This is a genomic window from Sulfitobacter sp. S190 (genome assembly GCF_025141935.1).
Taxonomy (GTDB): Bacteria; Pseudomonadota; Alphaproteobacteria; order Rhodobacterales; family Rhodobacteraceae; genus Sulfitobacter.
This window is the reverse complement of sequence record NZ_CP081120.1, coordinates 196,263-218,982: the sequence shown is the minus strand read 5'-3', so window position 1 is coordinate 218,982 and position 22,720 is coordinate 196,263. Positions and strand designations below refer to the sequence as shown.

Annotated in this window: 24 protein-coding genes and 1 tRNA gene; 12 read left to right on the top strand and 13 right to left on the bottom strand. The window is 59.1% G+C overall.

The annotated features are described in order from the left end of the window. Positions 1-9: 9 nt before the first annotated feature. The 3 genes from K3756_RS01075 to K3756_RS01065 are packed head-to-tail and all read left to right on the top strand — an operon-like array spanning position 10 to position 2,224. Complete coding sequence (locus K3756_RS01075) at positions 10-624, top strand: hypothetical protein (protein ID WP_259990057.1); 615 nt, start codon at positions 10-12, stop codon at positions 622-624. Continuing rightward, positions 611-883: a HigA family addiction module antitoxin gene (locus K3756_RS01070; protein ID WP_259990056.1), complete on the top strand. Its 273-nt coding sequence runs from the start codon at positions 611-613 to the stop codon at positions 881-883. Before K3756_RS01075 ends, K3756_RS01070 begins: the two co-directional genes overlap by 14 nt. A 9-nt stretch (positions 884-892) precedes the next feature. Continuing rightward, the gene (locus K3756_RS01065; RefSeq protein WP_259990054.1) at positions 893-2,224 is read left to right on the top strand and encodes an HNH endonuclease; all 1,332 of its coding nucleotides are present in this window, start codon (positions 893-895) and stop codon (positions 2,222-2,224) included. A 92-nt stretch (positions 2,225-2,316) separates the two neighbouring features. Here the strand turns inward: K3756_RS01065 and K3756_RS01060 are convergent, their stop codons facing one another. From K3756_RS01060 to K3756_RS01050, 3 genes are all read right to left on the bottom strand, one after another. After that, positions 2,317-3,531 carry a PIN-like domain-containing protein gene (locus K3756_RS01060; protein ID WP_259990052.1) on the bottom strand — a complete coding sequence of 405 codons (1,215 nt, stop codon included), beginning with the start codon at positions 3,529-3,531 and terminating at the stop codon, positions 2,317-2,319. Positions 3,532-3,643: 112 nt separating this feature from the next. Then, complete coding sequence (locus K3756_RS01055) at positions 3,644-3,943, bottom strand: hypothetical protein (protein WP_259993615.1); 300 nt, start codon at positions 3,941-3,943, stop codon at positions 3,644-3,646. Beyond that, entirely contained in the window at positions 3,944-4,405 is a 462-nt protein-coding gene (locus tag K3756_RS01050) for a hypothetical protein (RefSeq protein WP_259993614.1), read from the bottom strand. It lies immediately after the preceding gene. Between K3756_RS01050 and K3756_RS19615 the strand changes: the two genes are divergently transcribed. Beyond that, positions 4,404-4,985 (top strand): hypothetical protein, encoded by a 582-nt coding sequence (locus K3756_RS19615; RefSeq protein ID WP_409202415.1) that lies wholly within the window; start codon positions 4,404-4,406, stop codon positions 4,983-4,985. The two genes, K3756_RS01050 and K3756_RS19615, sit on opposite strands and share 2 nt — an antisense overlap. Before the next feature lie 24 nt (positions 4,986-5,009). Further along, entirely contained in the window at positions 5,010-6,041 is a 1,032-nt protein-coding gene (locus tag K3756_RS01040; RefSeq protein ID WP_259990049.1) for a hypothetical protein, read from the top strand. Here K3756_RS01040 and K3756_RS01035 read toward each other — a convergent pair. Both K3756_RS01035 and K3756_RS01030 read right to left on the bottom strand, forming a co-directional pair. Further along, positions 5,974-6,597, bottom strand: coding sequence for a hypothetical protein (locus K3756_RS01035; protein WP_259990047.1), 624 nt, complete (start codon positions 6,595-6,597; stop codon positions 5,974-5,976). The genes K3756_RS01040 and K3756_RS01035 overlap by 68 nt on opposite strands. 155 nt (positions 6,598-6,752) lie before the next feature. Beyond that, positions 6,753-6,829, bottom strand: a tRNA-Arg gene (locus K3756_RS01030). A 134-nt stretch (positions 6,830-6,963) separates the two neighbouring features. On the opposite strand from K3756_RS01030, the gene K3756_RS01025 reads away from it, so the two are divergent. Beyond that, positions 6,964-8,001: a LacI family DNA-binding transcriptional regulator gene (locus K3756_RS01025; RefSeq protein ID WP_259990045.1), complete on the top strand. Its 1,038-nt coding sequence runs from the start codon at positions 6,964-6,966 to the stop codon at positions 7,999-8,001. After that, entirely contained in the window at positions 7,998-9,221 is a 1,224-nt protein-coding gene (locus K3756_RS01020) for a winged helix-turn-helix domain-containing protein (protein WP_259990043.1), read from the top strand. The genes K3756_RS01025 and K3756_RS01020 overlap by 4 nt, the downstream gene beginning before the upstream one ends. Here the strand turns inward: K3756_RS01020 and K3756_RS01015 are convergent. The 4 genes from K3756_RS01015 to K3756_RS01000 form a co-directional block, all read right to left on the bottom strand. Then, entirely contained in the window at positions 9,198-9,974 is a 777-nt protein-coding gene (locus K3756_RS01015; protein WP_259990041.1) for an IclR family transcriptional regulator, read from the bottom strand. The genes K3756_RS01020 and K3756_RS01015 overlap by 24 nt on opposite strands. Before the next feature lie 15 nt (positions 9,975-9,989). Next, complete coding sequence (locus K3756_RS01010; RefSeq protein ID WP_259990039.1) at positions 9,990-11,348, bottom strand: TRAP transporter large permease; 1,359 nt, start codon at positions 11,346-11,348, stop codon at positions 9,990-9,992. Beyond that, positions 11,349-12,194: a TRAP transporter small permease gene (locus K3756_RS01005; protein ID WP_259990038.1), complete on the bottom strand. Its 846-nt coding sequence runs from the start codon at positions 12,192-12,194 to the stop codon at positions 11,349-11,351. It abuts the gene before it with no gap. A 108-nt stretch (positions 12,195-12,302) separates the two neighbouring features. Then, entirely contained in the window at positions 12,303-13,535 is a 1,233-nt protein-coding gene (locus tag K3756_RS01000; protein WP_259990036.1) for a TRAP transporter substrate-binding protein, read from the bottom strand. A gap of 116 nt (positions 13,536-13,651) precedes the next feature. On the opposite strand from K3756_RS01000, the gene K3756_RS00995 reads away from it, so the two are divergent. From K3756_RS00995 to K3756_RS00975, 5 genes are all read left to right on the top strand, one after another. Further along, the gene (locus K3756_RS00995) at positions 13,652-15,253 is read left to right on the top strand and encodes a GMC family oxidoreductase (RefSeq protein ID WP_259990035.1); all 1,602 of its coding nucleotides are present in this window, start codon (positions 13,652-13,654) and stop codon (positions 15,251-15,253) included. Positions 15,254-15,319: 66 nt separating this feature from the next. Continuing rightward, positions 15,320-16,276, top strand: a complete 957-nt coding sequence (locus K3756_RS00990) for a hypothetical protein (RefSeq protein ID WP_259990033.1) — start codon at positions 15,320-15,322, stop codon at positions 16,274-16,276. Next, on the top strand, positions 16,269-17,006 hold the full coding sequence (locus K3756_RS00985) for an allophanate hydrolase subunit 1 (protein WP_259990031.1): 738 nt from the start codon (positions 16,269-16,271) through the stop codon (positions 17,004-17,006). Before K3756_RS00990 ends, K3756_RS00985 begins: the two co-directional genes overlap by 8 nt. Beyond that, entirely contained in the window at positions 17,003-18,025 is a 1,023-nt protein-coding gene (locus tag K3756_RS00980; RefSeq protein WP_259990029.1) for a biotin-dependent carboxyltransferase family protein, read from the top strand. Before K3756_RS00985 ends, K3756_RS00980 begins: the two co-directional genes overlap by 4 nt. Before the next feature lie 3 nt (positions 18,026-18,028). Further along, positions 18,029-18,793: a LamB/YcsF family protein gene (locus tag K3756_RS00975; RefSeq protein WP_259990027.1), complete on the top strand. Its 765-nt coding sequence runs from the start codon at positions 18,029-18,031 to the stop codon at positions 18,791-18,793. Here K3756_RS00975 and K3756_RS00970 read toward each other — a convergent pair. Genes K3756_RS00970 through K3756_RS00955 form a run of 4 tightly spaced genes read right to left on the bottom strand, consistent with a single transcriptional unit; the run spans position 18,790 to position 22,638 of the window. Next, a complete protein-coding gene (locus K3756_RS00970) occupies positions 18,790-19,785 on the bottom strand; it encodes an endonuclease/exonuclease/phosphatase family protein (protein WP_259990026.1) in 996 nt (331 codons plus the stop codon). The two genes, K3756_RS00975 and K3756_RS00970, sit on opposite strands and share 4 nt — an antisense overlap. Beyond that, a complete protein-coding gene (locus tag K3756_RS00965) occupies positions 19,785-20,825 on the bottom strand; it encodes an ABC transporter ATP-binding protein (RefSeq protein ID WP_259990024.1) in 1,041 nt (346 codons plus the stop codon). The genes K3756_RS00970 and K3756_RS00965 overlap by 1 nt, the downstream gene beginning before the upstream one ends. Positions 20,826-20,837: 12 nt before the next feature. Beyond that, entirely contained in the window at positions 20,838-21,746 is a 909-nt protein-coding gene (locus K3756_RS00960) for an ABC transporter permease subunit (RefSeq protein ID WP_409202414.1), read from the bottom strand. Between the two features lie 10 nt (positions 21,747-21,756). Then, positions 21,757-22,638, bottom strand: a complete 882-nt coding sequence (locus K3756_RS00955; RefSeq protein ID WP_259990022.1) for an ABC transporter permease subunit — start codon at positions 22,636-22,638, stop codon at positions 21,757-21,759. Positions 22,639-22,720 lie beyond the last annotated feature (82 nt).

The following is a 22,720-nucleotide window of genomic DNA, read 5'->3' as shown; positions in this document are numbered from 1 at the left end:
ATGAATAATATGGCAGAAATCGAGTTTGAACTGGTCTTTGCACTCCCTGAGGGTGAGCATGAAGCGTTCGATCTGTTGGACGCGGTCTTCGAGGCTGGCTTCGAAAATGCCATCGTCGGCACTGGTGTGCCTGGCATGCTTGGCGTTGCGCTGGAAGCGGCGAGTGATCGCGCTGAAGATGCGATCCTCGATGCGGCGCGGACGATCCAAAAACAATTGCCGGATGGCTCGGTTTTGCGGGAAGTGCGGCCTGACCTCGTCAGCTTGGCCGATGTGGCAAAGCGATTGGATGTCTCGCGCCAGTCGCTGCAAAAGCGCAAGATGCCCCCGGCCAGCCAGGGCGGGTTGTTCCGGATGGAGGAGGTCGCCGTTGTCATCTTGGATGCCGCTAGAGGCAAGGGCCCTGGAGCGCGCAAAGGGCGCTTCGCTGTAGACAATGCTGGAAAGTGGTTGAGTGCTGGAAAACCGGCCCGGCGGGTGAACGCAGGCCTTGCTGTTGGCGCGATTGACGGGGCGACGCTGGAAGTGCGCGAGGAGGCCAAGCAATTCATCTACGAGGATGGAATGAGCGTCGATCCGCGAAGTGGTGTGGCTGAGGAAGTGTCTAGCGATGCGTTTGCTTGAAGACCCAATGCACCCCGGTGAAGTCCTGAAAGAGCTTTACCTCGATCCCTTGGAGATGGGGGCCATCGCGTTTGCGCGGCGTTTGGGCGTGCCTCGGACGCGGATCGAACGGTTGATCAAGGGCACAACCGGGATCACGCCAGAAACGGCGCTGCGCCTTGCCTGCGTGCTCAACACGACCCCGGCCTATTGGGTGAACCTGCAAGCACAATACGACAGAGTGTTGTCTGCCGATGGTTTGCCGAATTTGCGTATTTAACCAATTACTATGAACGCCCTTCAGTTTGAAATCACTCGTTTTCTTGCTTCGAAAGCCAAAGCAAAACAACGGACAACATACCAAGAGCTAGCCGACGCGATAGGGTGGCCGCATCCAACGGGGCGAGGGCTTGGTAAAAACCTGTACGCAGTTCTGCATTACTTTCACGACAAGCGAATGCCGCCTTTGACAACAATACTTGTTCGCAAAGGACACCGATATCCAGATGATGACGCTCTTGACTACATTCGGGAGGCGATAGGAGCGGTCGACATTGCCGACGCTCAAGAGAGCGTCTTTCAATTTGACTGGAGCTCAATTCAAGAACTTCGCGCGGTTGCAGACGATTTGCCAGGTGGTCAGAAGATTTGGCGATCATCGTTTCGAAAGCCAGTTGAGGCTCGCGACACCAGTTCGAATGCCTTTTTGTTGAAGTTTAACGGAGAACTCCATGGCCCTGGTGGGGTATCCCGACCGGTTGATCCGCGAGACTGGGATGATCAGGTCTTGAGCATGCCTTGGGACAGCCCCCGAGCAAGCTCTTGGACCGATAAGTCCCCCGGTCCCCAAGTCGTTTCTGGCGATATCCTTTACCTCTGGGCTCACGAGGACGAAGCATTTGGATCAGGGCTCGGCTTGACCGGCGTTGCAAAAACCAAAGACGCTCATCTACAGGACGGTGTCCTGGAAATCCTACTTGCTGAACTGGCTCTGCTAAAGAACCCATTTGGGTTCCGAAGTCTTGGAGCTATTGGCTGGAATTCAACGGTTCTTGACCGCATAGATGAGGATCGCAGTCCGAGAGCCTGGGCAATGAAACCGGATGAACAGGCCGAGGTTGATGAACTCATTCGGAGCTATGGTTCAAGAAAGTCAGAGGCGATTTCAAGCGTAGAGCTTCAGCACCTAACTCCTTTGGAACGTGCGCTTTCCGATGACCGCGAAGCCGTATTGGCGGCAGAACAAGAACGGAAGACAGCAACAGTCAAGGCGAGGCCTGAACAACAGAAATTCAGGGAAGCCGCGATGCTACGCCATGATGGGCGTTGCGTCATGACAGGCTTCACGCTGCCAACGGTGCTGGAAGCGGCGCACGTCATTCCTCACACAGGCAACCCAGCTTTTGAAGTGCCAGAGAATAGCCTAATCCTAAGGAGAGATGTTCACTCGCTGTTTGACGCTGGCATGATCTCAATAAACCCTAAATCCGGGTTGATTGTGGTTTCATCGGAACTGAAGGCAACGGCGTACAGAAAACTCGATGGGAAGAGCGTGGACCACAAGTTGGCTTCGGAGTCCCTCGCTTACCAATTTAGGCGCTTCAAAAAGGCAAACCAATGAATGTCACATTACCGACTTTACATGCTTGCGGCGCTACAGCCCTCTGCGCCCTATGCGCTTAGGACGTGAACCCAGCTAACGCTCGAACCTGACTAACCAGCCACCCCATCTGTTTCCTCAAGGTCTGCTGGATCGCCGCAGGAGGCATGGTATTCGATGAGGTATTCTCCGACTGGTAGCATCGCCCCTCTTTCTGCTGAGTGAACGTGAACATTGAAGTCGTAGGTCGTCCCGGTATTCGCGTTGATGGTGAAGGACGGCGTTCCTGCAGGGGTTTCGGTCAACTTCGCATGTATCTCGGGTACATTCGCTAGATTTGGAGCAAAGCGCCCGGAGCTGGTGAAATTTTTAACTGGTCTTGAGAGGGAAACTAGCAGTGCCCCTTCATTTGCTGAGTTATTCTGCAGACTTGCCTCTTGGGTCACGCTAACGGCAGGCTCTCGGGCCAAAGAGTACTCGCGTATTTCTTCAAGAATACTCTCGTCAGACTCTGTGCCGCTCTTCTCCTGGTGAAGCCTTAAGAATTGATCCGTATGATAGATAAGAAACTTCTGACCAGTTTTTTCGAAGGCTTCTTGAAGCAACTCAAGACGAGGGTTGAGTGTCCTGCCACTCTTTTTTTCCCACCAGTCTTCCTTCGTCTCAGAGGTCACAAGTATAACGGGCTTTCCTTTCTCCATACTGTACGCAAGGATTTGCGACCACATTAGGTAGTCACCAGCAAAACCCAAACCGTCCTTTTGCTCGTCCATGTAACCTGGTGGTATCTTCTCATCCCTCCTTCGTTGCGCTTCTTTCAACAAATTTTCGACATCGTCGGGTTCCGTCCCAACTTTATCAGAAAGAGCTTTTTCAAGCCGGGATACAACATCGTCACTCGCTTCATATTCCGGGAACTCTGACTTTTCTTTTTCGATTTTACCTCTGATGGTTTGACATGCCTTTTGGATTTCGACTTCCAAATCTTTACTAAACTCCTTCGGAATCACGCGACACCCACGGATCGCGTCCGCAGCAGACTTCGCGGCCTTTTCAACATCGTCGACTGGCTTGCTTGCCCTAATGAAGTCGCTTGAAACGTCTGCAATAACAGCACGGCGATTCCTGATGAATTCTTTGGCTGTCTGGTGTGATATCCAAAAACGCCCGGCAAAGCTCTCAAGTGCAACAAGCAATGCTTCTCGGGTAGAGTTATTATATCGGTAGAGATCAAGAATGACGTTGGTATCTACTGTTAAAATGCCGTTGCCCCAAATTGCCTCATAGTCAGCTTCACTGTGAAAATACCAAGGGAAAATGTCCCGCATTGAGCTCTCCAATTCGTCAAGCTTTACCGTGTACGCATTCCGTGCAGTGTTCAAGGGATTTGCAGTAAGGCCTAATGCGTCAACCCCCGTTCCGCATGCGCCTCCTGACTGTCTAGCTGTCCCTCAATCTCTCGGCGGCGGCTTTCGCTAAGGTCAAGCTCTGCTGCAAGGTCTCGTTCAGCGTCTTGTAGCTCGCCTCGTCGTTCAGCAATCCGTTCAAGGCCTGCATGGATGCGGCCTGCGAACGAATGAGCAAGGTCACGCAGTCTTTCAAGCCAGCCAGTTCCTTCTCGATCCTGCCGGTCGAGCGTATCTCCAAGGCGGTCAAGCCCTTCGCGGAGGCCTCTGAGGCCGTCACCAACCGCTCTACGCAGGCGAGCAAGTCGCGTTCCAAGGCTGTCAGTTGGGTCATCTAATCCTCCTCGATCCGAATGCAGGTCACGTGCCTCTCGCCCATCGTGCAGGTGCGCAGGCTCGTCTTCGATGGGTCCAGGATCAGCCATGTCCCCTCGGGCCGCTCGATTCGCGTCAGGCCCATCTCGGTCAGCTCCGAGCGCGTCAGGTGCACCGTCCAGAAAAAGCTCGCGGCCATCATCGAGGCGGTCCCCGTGAGCACCATCGCCGCGATCAGCCAGGGCGAGATCGTCAGCCAGAGGCGGATCGAACTCAACCGCGTCTCGAACAGGCTCGCTGTCTCGGTTTGAAACCGGCGCGTATCGCTCGCGATGGTATGCTGCGCGGCGCCCACAATGTTCTTCAAATCGATCCTGAAGCTCTTGAGCTGGGACGAGATCGAGGCGACGTGTTCGGCCCGGATCGTGTCGAGCTCCGCGTTCAGCTTCTCGCTCAGCCGGGTCGGCTTGCCAGTCTTCATGGAAAATCTCTCCTTTCAGCCGCCAGCGCTCGCCGGTCTCAGGATCGCGGGCGGTGATGTAGGCCTTGCCGGTGCGCGGCAGGTCGAAGCCTGCGTTGGTGAGCGCATCGATAATGGTCGCGCGGTCGGTGATCAGGCCCATATCGATCTGGTCCTGTATCCACGCGTGCAGCTCTTCTCGGCCCTGAGCGCGGGTCGGGGCCTCGATGGTGTCGCGGACGTCCTGCGCGCGCTCCACATCCATCGGATCGGCCCAGCCGTGGCGCTGGTTCATCACGTCCCGCAGGCTGTCATAGGCCTCCCTGTAGCCAGGTGGCGCAATGTTGAGGCTCTTGCCTGTCGTCAGCTCCAGGCGCGGCGTGCAGAAGTGCAACTCGACCCGGCCTTCGTGGCGATGGCGGATCCAGAGCACCTCATATTGCTCGGGGTCCAGCCCCACAAAGGACAGCCGCTCGAACCCGTCCATGACCTCGGCCTGCTGGTCCTCGGTCGGGGCTTATTGATGCCTCGACATCAAATAGAGCTACTTGATATCGGTGTATGTCAATTTCAAAGGAAGTGCTTTAAAGGAAGCGGATAGGCTGTTTAGTCCGAGGTACATTAAATGAAGGTTTTTCTCAGCTGGTCTGGTGAAGTGAGTCACAAAGTTGCCCTTGCACTACGCGACTGGTTGCCGTCCGTTATTCAAGATGTTGTTCCGTACGTGTCCTCCGAAGACATCGACAAAGGCACTAGATGGAGCACCGACATCGCAGGTGAATTGGAGAAATCGAGCTTTGGTATTCTTTGTGTAACCAGAGAGAACCTAGGGGCACCGTGGCTTTGCTTTGAAGCTGGAGCCTTATCGAAGACCATCGACAAGGCCTACGTGAGTCCGTTTCTATTTAATATCAAACGATCTGAAATTTCAGGTCCGATTCTACAATTTCAGTCAACTATCTTCGAAAAAGACGATGTATTCAAACTCATATCGACCGTCTATGCGACTAGCAGCAATAACAACCTCAATGAGGAACGCCTAAAAAAGACCTTTGATGTTTGGTGGCCTTCTTTGGAAGATGAACTTGGCAAGATTAAGGAAGCGGACCCTCAATCAAAAGCCGCCAAATCAGATAAGATCGACACTGATCGAGTTTTGGAGGAAATCCTTGAGCTGTCGCGAATAAACCAGAAGCTATTACGCGATCCCGACGTGAGCCTCAGGGAACAGCTGCAGGAACTTCAAGCGCTTACCGAACGAATGGTTCATGAACGTCACAAACTGTTCGGCAGTAGGCAAACTCGATCGGACGAATTTGCGACAAGGGAACTCTTCAGCGAGTTACAGAATTTTCGCGAAAGCCGTGGTTTGGTTGGTAACTATGTTTATCTTCAGATGCTCTTTAGCGTTGCTAAGGATAGATTCCCTTGGGTTTACGATGCCGGAATGGAACTAATTCGTACGCTAAAGAGCCGTCCAGCCAGGGGAACTCATAAGGCTTTCGATGAATTCACCGAAATACTTATGTTTACATTCCGAAGTGGCGCATTCGAAAGCCGTTCGCAGTCAAAGAGCGAGCACATGTTTTTTAATGAGTACGTTCATCTAATCCGGCATGAGCTCGACGAGTTAAGGGAAAATACTCGTCTTTCCTAAGTCTCTCCCAATATTTTGTTGCTCGTAGAGCTTTCCAATCAAGGCAGGCGGCTTTGCCGCGTAATTGGTCGAGCGGCTCCGCATTTAAAGTCTTCTCAGCTTCTTCATCCTCTGCCGCCACGCGCTCGCGCGTAGGTGGTTTATGGATGGTTTTAGGATGGTTTGGGGGCCGTGGTGGCCCCGGTACCCCGGCCACTGTGGCCCCCGTTCCGGGTCCAGTCTGGACGGGGTCCACTGTGGCCCCCGTCTCGATATCGGGCTCGGCAGTCAGTTCCAGCGCTTCGATCCGAGTGAGATCGATCCGATAAACGACCGTAAATCCATTCTTGCAGCCTCGTGCGCTGGTCTCAATCAGGATGCCTTCTTTCAGGAACTCGCGGACTGTTCGCTTGACTGTAGTCTCCCCAAGCTCGGTGTGCCGCTGGATCGTTCCTTTGGAACACCAGATGCCAGAGCCGTCATCGCTCGCCTTGTCGGCTAGAAACATAATGATCTGCTTGCGCGTTGCGCTGCCGAACTTTCGTTCCGCGCATGTGTTCGCGACCCGCCAGCTCATTGGAAGGCACCCAAAGACGCAAAGACGTGCGAATTTTGTACAGGTTTTGTACGAGATTTCCGCCGTTTCAGCTGAGTTCGGCACGAAAGCTCTCGGGACTTTCTGCATGCTCCTGCACAAAGCCCTGTAAATAAGCCATATTTTTCAGGCAGTTTTGGCGACCCCGGCAGGATTCGAACCTGCAACCTGCCCCTTAGGAGGGGGCTGCTCTATCCAGTTGAGCCACGGGGCCATGCCACTGGGGGTAGCGCGAAAACCACGGGGGCATCAAGGGGGGACCATTGCGTCTGCACCGCGCCATGGCCGCTTGCGCAGGCGGGCGGGGTTGCGGTAGTTTCGCTCAAAAGATCAAGAGGATTTGCCCCTTTGCCAAACGCCATCCGCCGCCCTTTGACCCTGCGCGATGTGTCCGACGCCTGTGGCGTTTCCGAAATGACCGTGAGCCGCGTTCTGCGCAAGAGCGGCGATGTCTCGCAGGCGACCCGCGAACGGGTGCTGGCGGCCGCAAAGGAGCTTGGCTACGTTCCCAACCAGATCGCGGGATCGCTGGCCTCGCAGCGGGTCAATCTGGTGGCGGTCATCATCCCTTCGCTGGGCAACATGGTCTTTCCAGAAGTATTGCACGGCATCAATCAGGCGTTCGAGGAAACCCCGTTGCAGCCCGTGGTCGGGGTGACCGACTACATGCCCGAAAAAGAGGAACGCGTTCTCTACGAAATGCTGTCGTGGCGGCCGTCCGGGGTGATTATTGCGGGGCTGGAGCATTCCGACGCGACCCGCGCCATGCTGCACAACGCGGGCATTCCCGTGGTCGAGATCATGGATGTTGACGGCACGCCCGTTGATGCGATGGTCGGCATTTCGCACCGGCAGGCCGGGCGGGACATGGCCAAGGCGATCCTGAAGGAAGGCTATGAACGCATCGGTTTTCTGGGTACCAAAATGCCGCTGGACCACCGTGCGCGCAAACGGTTCGAAGGCTTTACCGAAGGGCTGGCCAAGGCTGGCATCGAGATTGAAGATCGCGCTTTCTATTCTGGCGGGTCCGCTCTGGCCAAAGGGCGCGAAATGACAGCGGACATGCTTGCGCGGTCTCCGGATCTGGATTTTCTCTATTACTCCAACGACATGATAGGGGCCGGTGGTCTGTTGCATCTGCTCGATGCGGGTGTCGATATTCCCGGCGAGATCGGCATCGCGGGGTTCAACGGGGTTGAACTGCTCGATGGTCTGCCCCGTCAATTGGCGACCACCGATGCCTGCCGCAACGAAATCGGAACCGCCGCTGCGCAAATCATTCTGAACCGCCTGAGCGATGAGCCGGACACGGATGCGGCCTCGGTCATCACCATGGCACCGACCCTGTCGCTTGGCGATACATTGCGCCGCCGCACGCGCGGGTGAGCGTTCCGGTCCTGAAGAACAGTGCCGCGCGGCGCATTTTTCTGGACCGTCACGCATTGGCAGAACCCCCGCAAGGCGCTGCGGCCGGAGAGCCGCTTCTTGCGCTGATCAAACGGCTGGGGTTCGTGCAACTCGACAGCATCAACACCGTCGCGCGCGCGCATGATCTGATCCTCTTTGCGCGGCGCCCACGGTATCGCCCCGTGAATCTCAAGCGCTTGTACGAGCAGGACGAGGCGCTGTTCGAGCATTGGACCCACGATGCCGCGGTCATCCCGATCGAGTACTACCCCCACTGGCAAATGCGCCGCGATGCCGACGGAGAGCGGTTGCGCAAGCAATGGCAGAACTGGCGCCGTGACGGGTTCGAGGATCAATTCGAAACGGTGCTGGATCATATCCGCAAGGTCGGCCCCTGCGGGTCGTCGGATGTGGGGAAAGACGAAAAACGCGGCTCGGGCGGCTGGTGGGATTGGCACCCTTCCAAGACCGCGCTCGAGTACCTTTGGCGCAGTGGTGCCTTGCATGTCGTGGGCCGCGAAGGGTTTCAGAAACGCTATGATCTGACCGAACGGGCGCTGCCGCCGGATGTCTGGGGCGATAACGCAACGCCCGATGTTCAGGAAACCATCGACTGGTGCTGCAACGGCGCACTCGATCGGCTCGGCTTTGCCACGCACAGCGAAATCGCCGCGTTCTGGGCACATGTCAGCCCCGCGCAGGCACGGCACTGGTGTCGCGAAAACCTGCGCGACGGCACAATCGAGGAAATACAGGTAGAGGCCGCTGACGGTACGCTGCGCCCTGCCTACGCGCGTCCGGAATTGCCGGAGGCCGCGGTGCCGGACTGCACCGGACGTCTGCGTGTACTCAGCCCCTTTGACCCCGCGCTGCGGGATCGAAAACGCGCCCTGCGACTGTTCGGTTTCGATTACCGGATCGAGGTATTCGTCCCGGCTGCAAAACGCGTCTACGGCTATTACGTATTCCCGTTATTGCAGGGGGACAGGATCGTCGGGCGTGTCGACATGAAGGCCTTCCGGGACCACGATACGCTGCGCATCCGCGCCCTTTGGCCGGAGCCGCGCACGAGATGGGGCAAAGGCCGTCAGGCCGCTTTCGAAGCGGAGCTGGAGCGGATCACCAAACTGGCCGGCGTGAGCAAGATTGCATTCGAGGATGGCTGGTTGCGTGGCTCAGCTGAGCACAAGTTCGGATAGCTCTGCCGCAGACGTCTTGAGGCGGGGCAAATGGAACTTCAGATCCGACAGGCTGACCCGCTGGGTTGGCGCGTGCACCGATAGGGTCGACATTAAACGCTTCTCGCTGTCGAAAATCGGAACGGCGACGGCGACCATGCCCTCCATGAATTCCTCGGTATCGGTGGAGTACCCCTGACTGCGGATTGTTTCCACTTCGGCGCGCAGGGCGTCCGGATCGGTCAGCGTATGGGCCGTCTGCGCATCAAGTGTCACAACGCTCAGGTACTTCGCAAACAGCCGGGGCTGAAGCGATGACAGGTACATCTTGCCGCTGGCGGTGCAGTGGAACGGGACTTCGGTGCCGACAGGCAACTGGATGCGCAGCGGCCAATGGGTTTCGACCCGATCAAGATACACCATTGCGTGGCGTTCGGGCATCGCGATGTTGCAGGTTTCACCGATGTCCTCGGCGAGGCTTTGCAGAATGGTCCTGCGGATCATACGCACCCGGCTGGTCGACAGCACATTGCCCGCCAGCTTGCGCAGCCGAACCCCCGGCGCATAAGAGCGCCCGTCAATGTCGCGCTGCAAGAAGCCTTCCTGCTCAAGCGTATGGAACAGGCGGTGAATCGTCGGCTTGGGCAAACGCAGGATTTCGTTTGCCGCCGTCGGGGTGGTGGGCACCCCGACCTTCGCCAACTCCTCCAGCAGCAAAAGCAATCTCAGATTGGTCGGGATTGTTTTTTCCGTCGGACTGGAGTCGTCATGCATCGGTCGGGGCATTCCTTATCGGTTGGGCAGCAGCATCAGTGCAAGTTCGGGCGTCAGCGATACGATAATCCAAATGCTGATCAATGCCACCAGATAAGGCACCGTATACCGCAACAGGCGGAAATAAGGCACGCCCGTCACGCCACTTGCCACATAAAGGTTCAGACCGTAGGGCGGTGTGATAAAGCCGATGGACGCCCCGACAAGGAAGATCACCGAAAAGTGGACCGGATCGACCCCGACACTTGCCGCGATGGGTGCAAGGATCGGCGCGAGAATGATCGTCACCGGCAGCGATTCAAGGATCATCCCCGAGACGAACACAATCGCCATCGACGTGAACAGCACGGCATAGTAGCCGCCCATACCGGTCACAAATCCACCAATGGTTTCCTGCGCACCCAGCAGCGACAGAATTTGCTGCATCACCACGGACACCGCGATCAGCGGCGCCAGAATGCCGGTAATCTGCGCCGACCGCACCACGATCGACGGGATTTCCGGAAGGGTGAAACCCTCGACCACGACCATTTCGGAATAGCTTTTGTCCGACACGGGGCGATCGGACGACGCGCCCATGATCTTGTTCAGCGGATAGCTGATCAATCCCACGATGATACAGAAACCGACCGTCACACCGGCCGCTTCGGTCGGAGAGAACTTGCCCGTATAGATGCCCCAAAGCACTAGACCGATGGCAAAGAAACCCAACCACGCGCCCAGCGCCGTTTTCAGAACCCGGTTCAGTTCCAAGGGGATCAAAAAGCCCCAACCGTTCAGCCGGCAGATGATCCAGCACGCGAATTGCATCGCAAAGACCATCAAAGCACCGGGAATGATGCCCGCAACAAACAGATCGGAGATCGGCAGGTTCATCAAAAAGCCGTAGACGATAAAGATGATCGACGGGGGAATAATAATCCCCACCGTGCCGCCTGCCGCCGCCGTGGCCGCGGAAAAGCGTTCGTCGTACCCGCCTTTGACCATCTCCGGGTGCAGCATCGACCCGATGGTCGCCGTCGTGGCCGAGTTCGACCCCGAAATCGCGGCAAACAGACCGCACGCCCCGATGGACGCCATGGCCAGCCCCCCGCGCAACCAGCCCAAACAAGCATAGGCGAAATCGGACAGCCGCTTGGCGATCCCCGACTTGTTGATCAGGTCCCCTGTCAGGATGAACAGGGGCATCGCCATCAAAGCAAAGCCGTCTTTGAAGACATTGAGCAGTTCTGCGCCCGTGTTATCGAGCGTGAGCCCCATCACAAAACTGCATCCGACCACCCAGTAGAAGATGATCAGCAGGACCGGCACGCCCATCATGAAAAAGAATGTCACCCCCAGAGAGATGATCGTGATCCACGTTGCATCAGCCATTCAAGTATCCCCCCCGATAACGGCCTGTTGGATCAGGACGTCTCCGCTGCGGTATTTCGCGAAATCCTCGAACACATTTTCCACGGCCCGCGTCGCGAGCAGCATGAAACAGACCGGCATCGTGATGATGAACCACCACCGCATGACGTAATCCGTGCCCAGCACGATGGCAAAGTTGTCGTAGGTATTGACCGTGACGCGCGCGGTCGTCGTCACCGCAATGACGCAGAACACAAGCCAAAGGAAGTTATCGAACGTGAGCCAAAACAACTGCCCGCGCCGGCCCAGCTTGGTGCGAAATTCAGAAAAGCTCAGGTGGGTGCGCAAGCGGACATTAAACGTTGCCCCGTACCATGCCATAATCATGAAAAGCAGCGGTGGAATAGTCGTGGACCATGGCACCTGTACGGAAAATACGAACCGCTGGATCACCCCGATAAAGATGATCGCGGCCATGACGATATAGCAATAAACGACCACGGTCTTTTCGGGCGTACGCTCCAGCAGCATCAACACGACCGGTATGCCGACAATCAGCAGACCCAGATTGTCGCCCGTAAGTGTCGTCAGCAGCGCGGCGACGGGCGGCAGAAAGGCAGCCATCAATCCGATCAACAGCATCAGCGCAATAATCGGGTGGGTGTATTTTGACACCGGTTGACCCAGCCGCGCCTCGAAACGTTCGGCCCACCGTTCGCGGAAAAAGAACACGATCACACCGATCAGCGTGGCCAGACCAAAAACATACCAGGCGGCCTCGGACCGGTAAGCCTGCACAACCTTGAAATTGATGTCACCACTCAGCGTTGCGCCGACGATGGTGGACATATCTGACCAGATCGACATCTGGCGCCCCTCCCCATGAAATTCCTCTGGCCCTGTGATACAATTTTTGCATCCACGGACAAATGAGCCGGCCCCCCTCGGGACCGGCTCGCACCAATCAGCGTATGATTACGCCTTCCACCAGCGGCGGGGCTCGATGTTTTCTGGCAGTGTGTCTGCCGGAATTGTGCGCACCTCGTCGTAGATTTCCTGATAGGTGTCCGCGCCACCCTGCCAGCCGTTGATCCGTTCGCGCCATTCTTCCCACAGCTGTGGTTGGAATTCGGGCGAACACATTTCTTCGGCCTTGCGAAGCTCGGCATCCGACAGGAATGCGTTGCGCACGTTGTTCTGGGCAAAGATCGTACCGGGCAGTTGCGGATCGGACATGCCGACCGTCTTGACCAGCGCCGCTTCGTTGGCGGCCTGCACGTGGGTTTGCGCCCAGTACGACGATTCCATCACCGCATCCTGCAATTCGCCGCCCAGACCATCAAAGACGGACGCGTTCATTGCAGTGTGCTCTGTCCCGCAGAAGAAGTTCAGGTGAACCGACTGCGATACAACCGGCGACATGTTGGCGTAAGCCACGGCCGAGGCCCATGTTTCGGCGCCGTCGATCAGACCCTGCTTGAGACCGTCGAGCGTTTCTTCCCATGCGACAGGCACGGGGTTGAGGTTCAGCGCGGTCATGGCGATCCGGCCCAGCTGCGTGCCGGTGACGCGGTTCTTCGTGCCGAACAATTGCTCGACGCTTGTGACCGTTTCCTTGTCTTCCCACGCCAGACCCAACTGGATGCCGCGCAGTTCCGCGTGGCTGAACAGGAACTTCAGACCATGGCGCCGCTCGTAGGGTTCACGCAGCAGCTCCTGCGATTTGGGGCTGTAGAGAAAGTGGTACTGGTCCGCGCGGTTGCGGAACATATAGGCGTAGTCCAGCACGTTCAGATACGGCGCACCGCCGGCAGAGTTCTGCGTGGAGGCCGCGTAGATATCGACGATCCCTTGCTGGGCTTTCTCGACGCAGGACACCTGACCACAGATCTGGTTGTCGCCAATGAACTCGACGCGAATCTCGCCATCGGTGCGGCTTTCAAGGTCGCGGGCGAATTCCAGCGCGCCTGCACGCTCGATCAACAGGTTGCGTGCGTTAAAGCCCGCAGCACCGAATTTCAGAGTGTGCTTGGCTTCCTTGGCAAAGCGCTTCTCGTAGGTCGATTCAGCTGCAGAGGCCAGGTTTGCAAGGCTCATCGCGCCCCCGAAACTGCCCGCAGCCAGCAAAGTGGAGCTCATGCCATAGCGGCCCGCCACACGGAACAGGTCGCGACGCGAGATCCCTCTCAGATTGTTCTGTACACTCATTTTAATCCTCCCGATTAAGTGTATCTCGATTAATGAGACTTTTTGTTTCAAAAAAGACTAGCTTGGAATTGCGCTTCTGTATAGAAATTTCTTCATCGCAGGGGAGGCGATCTGGAATGGACGCAGATTACATCATTGTCGGTGCCGGTTCGGCCGGTTGTGTTCTGGCCAACCGGCTCAGCGCCGATCCCCGCAACAAAGTGATCCTGCTCGAAGCGGGGGGCCGCGATCTGAACCCGTGGATCCACATCCCCGTGGGCTACTTCAAGACCATCCATAACCCGAGCGTCGACTGGTGTTACAAAACCGAACCCGATCCCGGATTGAACGGCCGCTCAATCGAATGGCCGCGCGGCAAGGTCCTGGGCGGATCATCCTCGCTCAACGGGCTTTTATACGTGCGCGGCCAGCCGCAGGACTACGACCGCTGGCGCCAGATGGGCAATCCCGGCTGGGGCTGGGACGATGTGCTGCCCCTGTTCAAACGGGCCGAAAACAACGAACGCGGCGGCGATGAATACCACGGCGACCAAGGGCCGCTGTCGGTGTCCAACATGCGCATACAGCGCCCCATCACCGATGCCTGGGTCGCCGCAGCGCAGGCGGCGGGCTATAAATTCAACCCCGATTACAACGGCGCGGAACAGGAAGGCGTGGGGTTCTTCCAACTCACCACCCGCAACGGTCGGCGCTGCTCGGCGGCGGTGGCCTACCTGAACCCGGTCAAGACGCGCGATAACCTGCAAATCATCACGCACGCGCAGGTCGAAAAGGTTCTGCTGGACGGAAAGCGGGCCACGGGCGTGCAGTATACCGACCGCGCGGGAAAGGTTCACATGGTCAGCGCACGGCGCGAAATCGTCCTGTCGGGCGGTGCGATCAATTCTCCGCAGCTGTTGATGCTGTCAGGTATCGGCGCGGCGGAACACCTGTCCGAACACGGCATCGAAGTCCACCAGGACCTGCCGGGCGTAGGCAAGAACATGCAAGATCACCTGCAGGCACGGCTGGTCTACAAATGCAATGAACCGACATTGAACGACGAAGTCAGCAGCCTGTTCGGGCAGGCCAAGATCGGATTGAAATACCTGATGTTCCGTGCCGGTCCGATGACCATGGCCGCGAGCCTTGCCACCGGCTTCATGAAGACGCGCGACGATCTGGAAACGCCCGACGTGCAATTCCACGTGCAACCGCTCTCCGCCGAAAATCCGGGCAAGGGTGCAGACAAGTTCTCGGCCTTCACGATGTCGGTTTGCCAATTGCGTCCCGAAAGCAAAGGTGAAATCAGGCTCGCCTCCTCGGACGGGCGGGCCTATCCGCGGATCATTCCGAACTACCTGTCGACGAAAACCGACTGCGATACCATCGTCAATGGCGTCAATATCGCCCGCCGCATTGCGCGACACGCGCCTTTGACGACCAAGATTTCCGAAGAATTCCGCCCGCATCCGAGCCTCGACATCGAGGACTATGACGCAACGCTGGACTGGGCGCGCAACAACACCGCTTCCATCTATCACCCGACCGGAACCTGCAAGATGGGCACCGGAAAAGACGCGGTTGTCGATGCGCGATTGCGCGTGCACGGGATCACGGGTCTGCGCGTGGCCGATTGCTCGATCATGCCGGAAATCGTGTCGGGCAACACCAACGCCCCCGCAATCATGATCGGCGAAAAGGCCAGCGATCTCATGCTCGAGGACAACCCCTCCTAGCCCACTTGCCAAGCACGGCGCGCTGGTCTTTGGTGATGCGCGAACGAAAGGCGATGGCGTGCCCCGATGACTAGTCTCCAGACCCTGACGGGGCAGATGCTGTGCTATATCTCGGCGCACGGGCGCGCCTGCCTGATGACCGGATTGCTGACCGGATTGCTGGTGCCGCGTCTGGCCGCGCTCATGGTGCCTTGGCTGCCGCATATGGTGGCCGCGCTTCTCGCCATCACAGCATTGCGCATCGGTCATCGCGCCGCGCTGGGGGCGACCCGCGATCTGGGGTGGGGGCTGGCGGCGGTTGGCGTCCTGCAACTTGGCGTACCGCTGATGCTCTTGGCGCTGATGACCGCTTTCGGGGTCGCAACGACGCCCGCCGCACTGGCCGTGCTGCTGGCCACCGCCGGTCCCGCCATCTCAGGCAGCACAAATCTCGCGTTGCTGATGGGGCTGGACGCCGGGCGCATGATGCAGATCCTCGTTCTGGGAACGGCCGCTTTTCCGGTCACGGTTCTGCCGGTGCTATGGTTTGCGCCACAGCTGGCCGATCCGCTCGGCGTCGTACAAAGTGCCGCTGTCGTGCTTGTGGTGATCCTTGCCGCAACTGCCACGGGCTTCGGGGCCCGTGCGGCGCTTCTGCCCGATCCAACTCCCCGTCAGGTCCAGATGCTCGATGGCGCGTCAATGCTGGCCTTTTCGGTGATGGTGGTCGGTCTGATGGCCCCCCTGAACGGCGCGCTGCGCGAAACGCCACTGGGTGTGGCGGGCTGGACGGCGCTTGCTTTTGTCGTCAGCTACGGCTTGCAGGGGCTGACGCTGTTGGTACTGCGCCGTGGCCCTATGAAACCCGTCGCCGGTCCGCTCGCCATCGGCGCCGGCAGCCGCAACATCGCACTTTTTCTGGTCGCCCTGCCCGCCGACACGATTGCGCCGGTTCTGATCTTCGTTGCCTGCTGGCAACTGCCGATGTACCTAACGCCTATGCTGCTTCCCCGTCTCTATTCCTGGGCGCTTACCGGTGACTGACTTTCCCCGCATAACGCGCGTGGGTCTTTCCGGCCTGCTCGTGCAATTCGCCAGCGACATGAGCGAACCGGCAAATCGCGCGGCTCTCGCCTTTCGTGACGCGGTGGAGACAAGCGGCTGGCCCGAAGTGACGGAGACGTCGACCTCGCTGGTGTCGACCTTCGTCGCTGTCGATCTCGCCGCCACCAGACCCGCGGCGATGCACGAACGGCTGACCGATCTGATTGCAACCCGCAATTGGTACACCGCCCCGCTTCCCCGCGGGCGACATCTGTGGGAAATTCCGACGCTTTACGGCACCGACCGCGCACCGCAACTCGAACAGGCAGCCGAAGCGGCGGGCGTATCGCCCCGACAGGCCATCGAAGAGCTTTCGACAGCGCGGGTGCGCGTGCTGACGCTCGGATTTGCGCCGGGACAGCCCTACACGGGGCAACTCCCGCAACACTGGAATATTCCGCGCCAACAGACCCTGACCAAACAGGTGCCGCCCGGTGCGCTGGTCGTGGCGATCAGACAGCTGATCGTGTTCACCAATGCCGCCCCCACCGGATGGCGACACATCGGTCAAATCGCGTTCCGTACATTCATCCCCGACAGAACGCCCGCTGTCGCGCTATCGCCCGGGGATGAAATGTGCTTTCCCGCCGTATCGCCGCGCGAATTTACCCGCATCGAAGCGCATGAGGACGCAGGTCTTGGCGGTGCGCAAAAGTCGGAGCTGGCATGATGCGACAGCTCGCGGTTCTCTCCTGCGGGCCGGCCTGCACGGTTCAGGATACAGGGCGACCGGGCTTCCTCGCGCAGGGCGTGGCACGCGGCGGCGCAGCCGACAGGCTCGCCCTCGCCGAAGGGGCCGCGCTGCTGGGTCAGACGACGGATCACGCCGCGTTAGAAATGGCCGGATCAGGTGGCACGTTCGAGGCCTCCGGACCCCTGCGGATTGCACTCACGGGCGCGCCCATGGCCGCCTCCATAGACGGCACTGCAATCGCCTGGAATGCGTCCCACCACCTGCCCGCCGGGGGCATTCTGGTCATCGGCGGCGCGCGCAGCGGAACCTACGGTTATTTGCACGTCGGGGGCGGCATCGACACGCCGCGCATGATGGGCGCGCGCGCGGTTCATGTCGGCGCGGGCCTGGGCAGGCCGCTGCACGCGGGTGACACGCTGCCTATCGGCGACGATCAGGGCACCGGCACCGGCATGGCACTTCGCCCCGATACCCGCTTTGAGGGCGGAGACATTCGCATTATCGCTTCGCTGCAAACCGCGATGTTCGACGAAAAGACGCGCAGCGCTTTTGCAGAAACGACCTTTGTCAGGGACGCACGTGCCAACCGCATGGGCGTGCGTCTGGACGGCGGTCGCGGATTCTTTGCGGCCGATCAACTCAATATCCTGTCGGAGATCATCGTGCCGGGCGACATACAGATCGCGGGCGACGGCGCGCCATACATCCTGATGGCGGATTGCCAGACAACGGGGGGATACCCCCGGATCGCAACCGTCCTGCCCTGTGATCTCGACCGGGTGGCGCAAACACCCGCCGGGGCGGCATTGCGCTTGCGCTTTGTGGATCTCGACACTGCGGCAGATATTGAAAACCGCGCCGCCGCTGCACGCGCGGCCTTGCCGACACAACTTTATCCGCTGGTGCGCAAACCCGATGACATGCGCGACCTGCTGTCCCATGAATTTATCGGCGGTGTGGTTTCGGCCACCGCCGACCCGTTTGAAAAGGACTGATCAATGACCCGAGTGGACCTGAACGCCGATATGGGCGAGAGCTTTGGCCCTTGGCCCATGGGCGACGACGCGAGCCTGCTGAAAACAGTGACATCCGCCAACATCGCCTGCGGCGGCCACGCGGGTGACGCCGATACCATGGCCCGGACGATGGCCATGGCGCAGGGCAACAACGTGGGCATCGGTGCACATCCGGGCTTCATGGATCTGGCGGGATTCGGACGCAACCGCATGTCCGTGCCGCGCGGCACACTGCAAAACCAAATCCGCTATCAGGTCGCCGCCAGCGTCGGCATGGCCCGTGCCGTCGGCGCCAAGGTGCGCCATCTCAAACTGCACGGTGCCCTGTCGAACATGGCGTCCGAAGATGCAGCGCTTGCCCGCGACTGCTATGAGGCCGCACTGTCCGTCGACCCCGACCTGATTGTGATGATCCTCGCTGAAACCGCACAGCAAGAAGCGGTCAGGGAGCTGGGCTGCCGCTGGGCCAGCGAGATTTTTGCCGATCGGGCCTATAACGACGATGCGACGCTTGTGGACCGGTCGAAGCCCGGCGCCGTCATCCACGACCCGGACTTGGCCGGTAAACGGATGGTCGAGATGGTAAAGGCGGGTGCCATTATCACCGAAAGCGGCAAACAAATCCCTGCCGCCATCGACACAATCTGCCTGCATGGAGATACGCCGACGGCGGTCCAGATTGCGACCCACGTGCGCCGCGCGCTCGAAGCGGCAGGTATCACCGTCCAGACATTCGACGGGCGCTAGCGGCTCACACGGGCCCAGATCGCCTCGTGATCCGACAGCGGTTTGCCCTGCGCCGTGATCGCGGGGATCAGGGCGCAGTCCGTGGACCGCAGGCCGCGCAAAGCGAACCAGTCGAGCTTCATCACCCGCGTCGGATGCGGCGTAATCAGACTTGGCCGTGTGGTCATCCCGTCCGGCGTGGCCGACCAGTCATACCCGCGCAGCCGCGCCGCATCAAACAGGGTTTCCCGCTGCCAGTCGAAATCCGGCGGCAGGTGGTTCCCGGTGTTCAGATCGCCGCCCAAAAGCACCGGCATGTCGCCCGCAAATTGATCGATCGCATCCATCAACAGATCGAATTGCGCCGCGCGGTGGGCCGCGGCGGAATTGCTTTCGAGATGGGTTGACACGAGGCACAATGGCCCGGCCTGCGTGGGGACTTCAGCTAGCAAGGCCATGCGCCCACCGACCCGCGGCTGCTCGGGGTCGCCGAACCCTTCGTCCGACGAAAACCAGTGGCCGTGATCGTCCAGTCGCACCAGTGCGGTGCGGGCAAAGGGTACCTTGGACAGGATCGCGTTGCCGTGCCAGCCCAGCGCATTGAAATCATCCACGCAAAGCGGCCTCTCTGTGGGACCGCCCAGATCAAGCTCGTGAAATTCGACGCCGTAGGCATAGGCCATGCCCATCGCGGCCGCCATCCTTTCGGTGGTGTGCATCTGCTGTGTGCGCGCCATACCGTGATCCACCTCGGACAGCAGCACGATATCGGGTGCTGCCCCCGCCAAGTGTGCCGCGCTTTCCTCCGCAAAGAGCAGACGCTCGACGTTCCACGCCACCACGGACAGATCAGCCGGCAATACGCCCTGCGTGGCCTCCCCGCCCAGCTGAACACATCCAAACGCGGTGATGTCGTCCATCAACGCCCGATGTGCGGCCGCCGTGCGCGGGGCCGCTTGGATGGCGGCGTGTTGATCGGGGGTCACCGGCGGCAGAACGGCGACGTCGCGCATCAGATGCGCAGCCCTGTCTCGCGGTCGAACAGACAGACGGCGCCGGGCTTCACCGCCAACCGGATGTTGCCCGCAACGGCCTCGGTATCCTTGCTGACGTGCACCGTCAGCTCATCCTGACCCAGCTTGCCGTGCAGCAGCCGGTGCGCGCCCAACTCCTCGATGATGCCCACGTCGATGCTCAACGGACCCTCGGGATCAATCCACAGATCTTCGGGGCGAATGCCCAAGGTCGCTGGCCCATCGGGCCAGTTGCCCTTGGCAAACTCTTCACCGTTGAGGAAAACCACGCCGCCTTTGACGTTCGCTTCCATCAGGTTCATCGGCGGCGCGCCCATGAACGACGCAACAAAGGTGGACGCGGGTGAGTGATAGACTTCGGCGGGCGTGCCGATCTGTTCGACCTTGCCTGCGTTCATCACGATGATCCGGTCGGCCATCGTCATCGCTTCGACCTGATCGTGGGTCACATAGATCGACGTCACACCGAGCCGACGCTGCAGCGCCTTGATCTCGATCCGCATCTGGTTGCGCAGTTTGGCGTCAAGGTTCGACAGCGGTTCGTCAAACAGGAAAAGCGCCGGGTCACGCACGATGGCGCGGCCCATCGCAACCCGCTGGCGCTGACCGCCTGACAGTTGCGACGGTTTGCGGTCAAGGTAGTCGTCAAGGTTCAGCAGTGCGGACGCATCGGCCACCTTCTGATCGATCACACCCTGCGGCGTCTTACGGTTCTTCAGACCATAGGCGATGTTCTTCTTGACCGTCATATGCGGGTACAGCGCGTAGTTCTGGAAAACCATCGCGATGTCACGGTCTGCCGGATCAATGTCGTTGACCTCGCGGTCGCCGATGTTGAGCGCACCTTCGGTGATGTCCTCCAGCCCCGCAATCATGCGCAGCAACGTGGATTTACCGCACCCCGACGGCCCGACCAACACGGCAAATTCACCGTCGTTGATGTTGAAACTGGTCGGTGTGACGGCCTCGAAACCATTGGGATAAACTTTGCGGATCGTATTCAGGGTGACCTGAGCCATTGGGGTATTTCCTTACTTGTCGGATTCCGTGAGGCCCTTGACGAACCAGCTTTGGAAGAAAATGACGACCAGAACGGGCGGCAGGATGGCGATCAGCGCCAGCAGGTTCGCCCGGCCGTATTCGGGGATGTTGTTGCCCTCGAGATCCTGCGTGATCTGCTTGATCCCGCGCACGAGGGTGAACATGTCTTCTTCGGTCGTGATCATGGTGGGCCACAGGTACTGGTTCCAGCCGAACACGAACATGATGATGAACATCGCCGCAATCATGGTCTTGGACAGCGGCACAAGGATATCGATGAAGAACTTCACCGGCCCCGCCCCGTCAATGCGCGCGGCCTCGACCAGTTCCTCGGGCACTGACCTGAAATATTGCCTGAAGAAAAACGTCGCCGTCGCGGAGGCAATCAGCGGCACGATCAAACCGTGGTAGGTATTGAGCATCCCCAACTTCTGAACCACCTCGTACGAGGGCAGGATTCGCACCTCAAGCGGCAGAAGAAGCGTTGTGAAGATGATCCAGAACGCAAAGCTGGCGAACCGCAGGCGGAAATAGACGATGGCATAGGCCGCCATCATACCGATGATGATCTTGCCCACCGCGAACCCGATGCCCAGAATGAACGAGTTCTTGAGCATGTTGGTGCCGGTGTTTTCGCCGGAAAAGCCCGACGCCTGAAACATCGCCTTGTCGAAGTTCGGACCAAGTTCATTGCCGATCTCGAAGGTGGGGCCGGTTTTCATGACCTCGACATCCGGCAGGGTCGTCATCTGGAACACCATGATCAACGGCACCAGCATGAGCAAGGATCCGATGATCAGCACAGCATGGTCCAGCACGTCGGCTCCGCGGATCGGGCGGCGTCGCTTCTTGGGGGTGATGATCGCCGCGGCCAGCGCGGCTTGGTTTGCCTCAGACATATCCGTCCCCTCAGGTATAGTGGATGCGGCGTTCGACCAGCCGGAACTGGAACACCGTCAGCGCGAGAACAAGCACCATCAGAACCACCGACTGCGCCGATGACCCGCCCATGTCGTTGCCCCGGAAGCCGTCAACATAGACCTTGTAGACGAGCGTCATGGGGTTGTTGCCCGGCTCGCCTTTGACCAGCGTGTCGATCACGCCAAAGGTTTCGAACAACGAATAGGTGATGTTGATGATCAGCAGGAAAAACGCCGTGGGCGCCAGCAGCGGAAAGGTCACATCCCAGAACCGGCCCGACGCGGAGCGGTTGTCGATCAGTGCGGCCTCGCGCACCGAACGCGGGATGGATTGCAGCCCCGACAGGAAGAAAATGAAATTGACCGGAATTTGCTTCCAGACCGACACGATGACCATCGCGGTCGCCGTATCCATGTAATTGACGCCCAGCTTGAAATCCCAGCCAAGGCTCTGGAAGAACCGTGTCAGCGGCCCCCAGCTCTGGTTGAACATAATCAACCCGATGAACCCGGCCACCGGCGGGGCCACGGCATAGACCCACATCAAAAGGGTGCGGTAACTGCGCGCGCCGCGGATCACCTTGTCGGCCTTCACGGCCAGCAACAGGGCAATCGCCAGCGAGAAGAATGTGACCAGAATGGTAAAGACGACCGTGAACCACGCGATCCGGCGATATTCGCTGTTGCCCGCAAGATCGCTATAATTCTCGGCGCCCACAAAGGTCGATCCGAACCCGAACGGGTCCTGCAGATAGAGCGATGAATGGATGGCGTGCGCGGCGGGCCAGTAGAAGAAGACCGCGATGATGATCAGCTGCGGCAGCAGCAGGGTGATGGGCAACCATTTGGTCGCGAAACCGGCGCGTTTCATGCCCGTCCTTCCGTTGTGTCGATGAAAGAGCGGCGGCGGCCACGGTTGCCCGCAGCCGCCTCCGACGATTGAACGTCAGGCG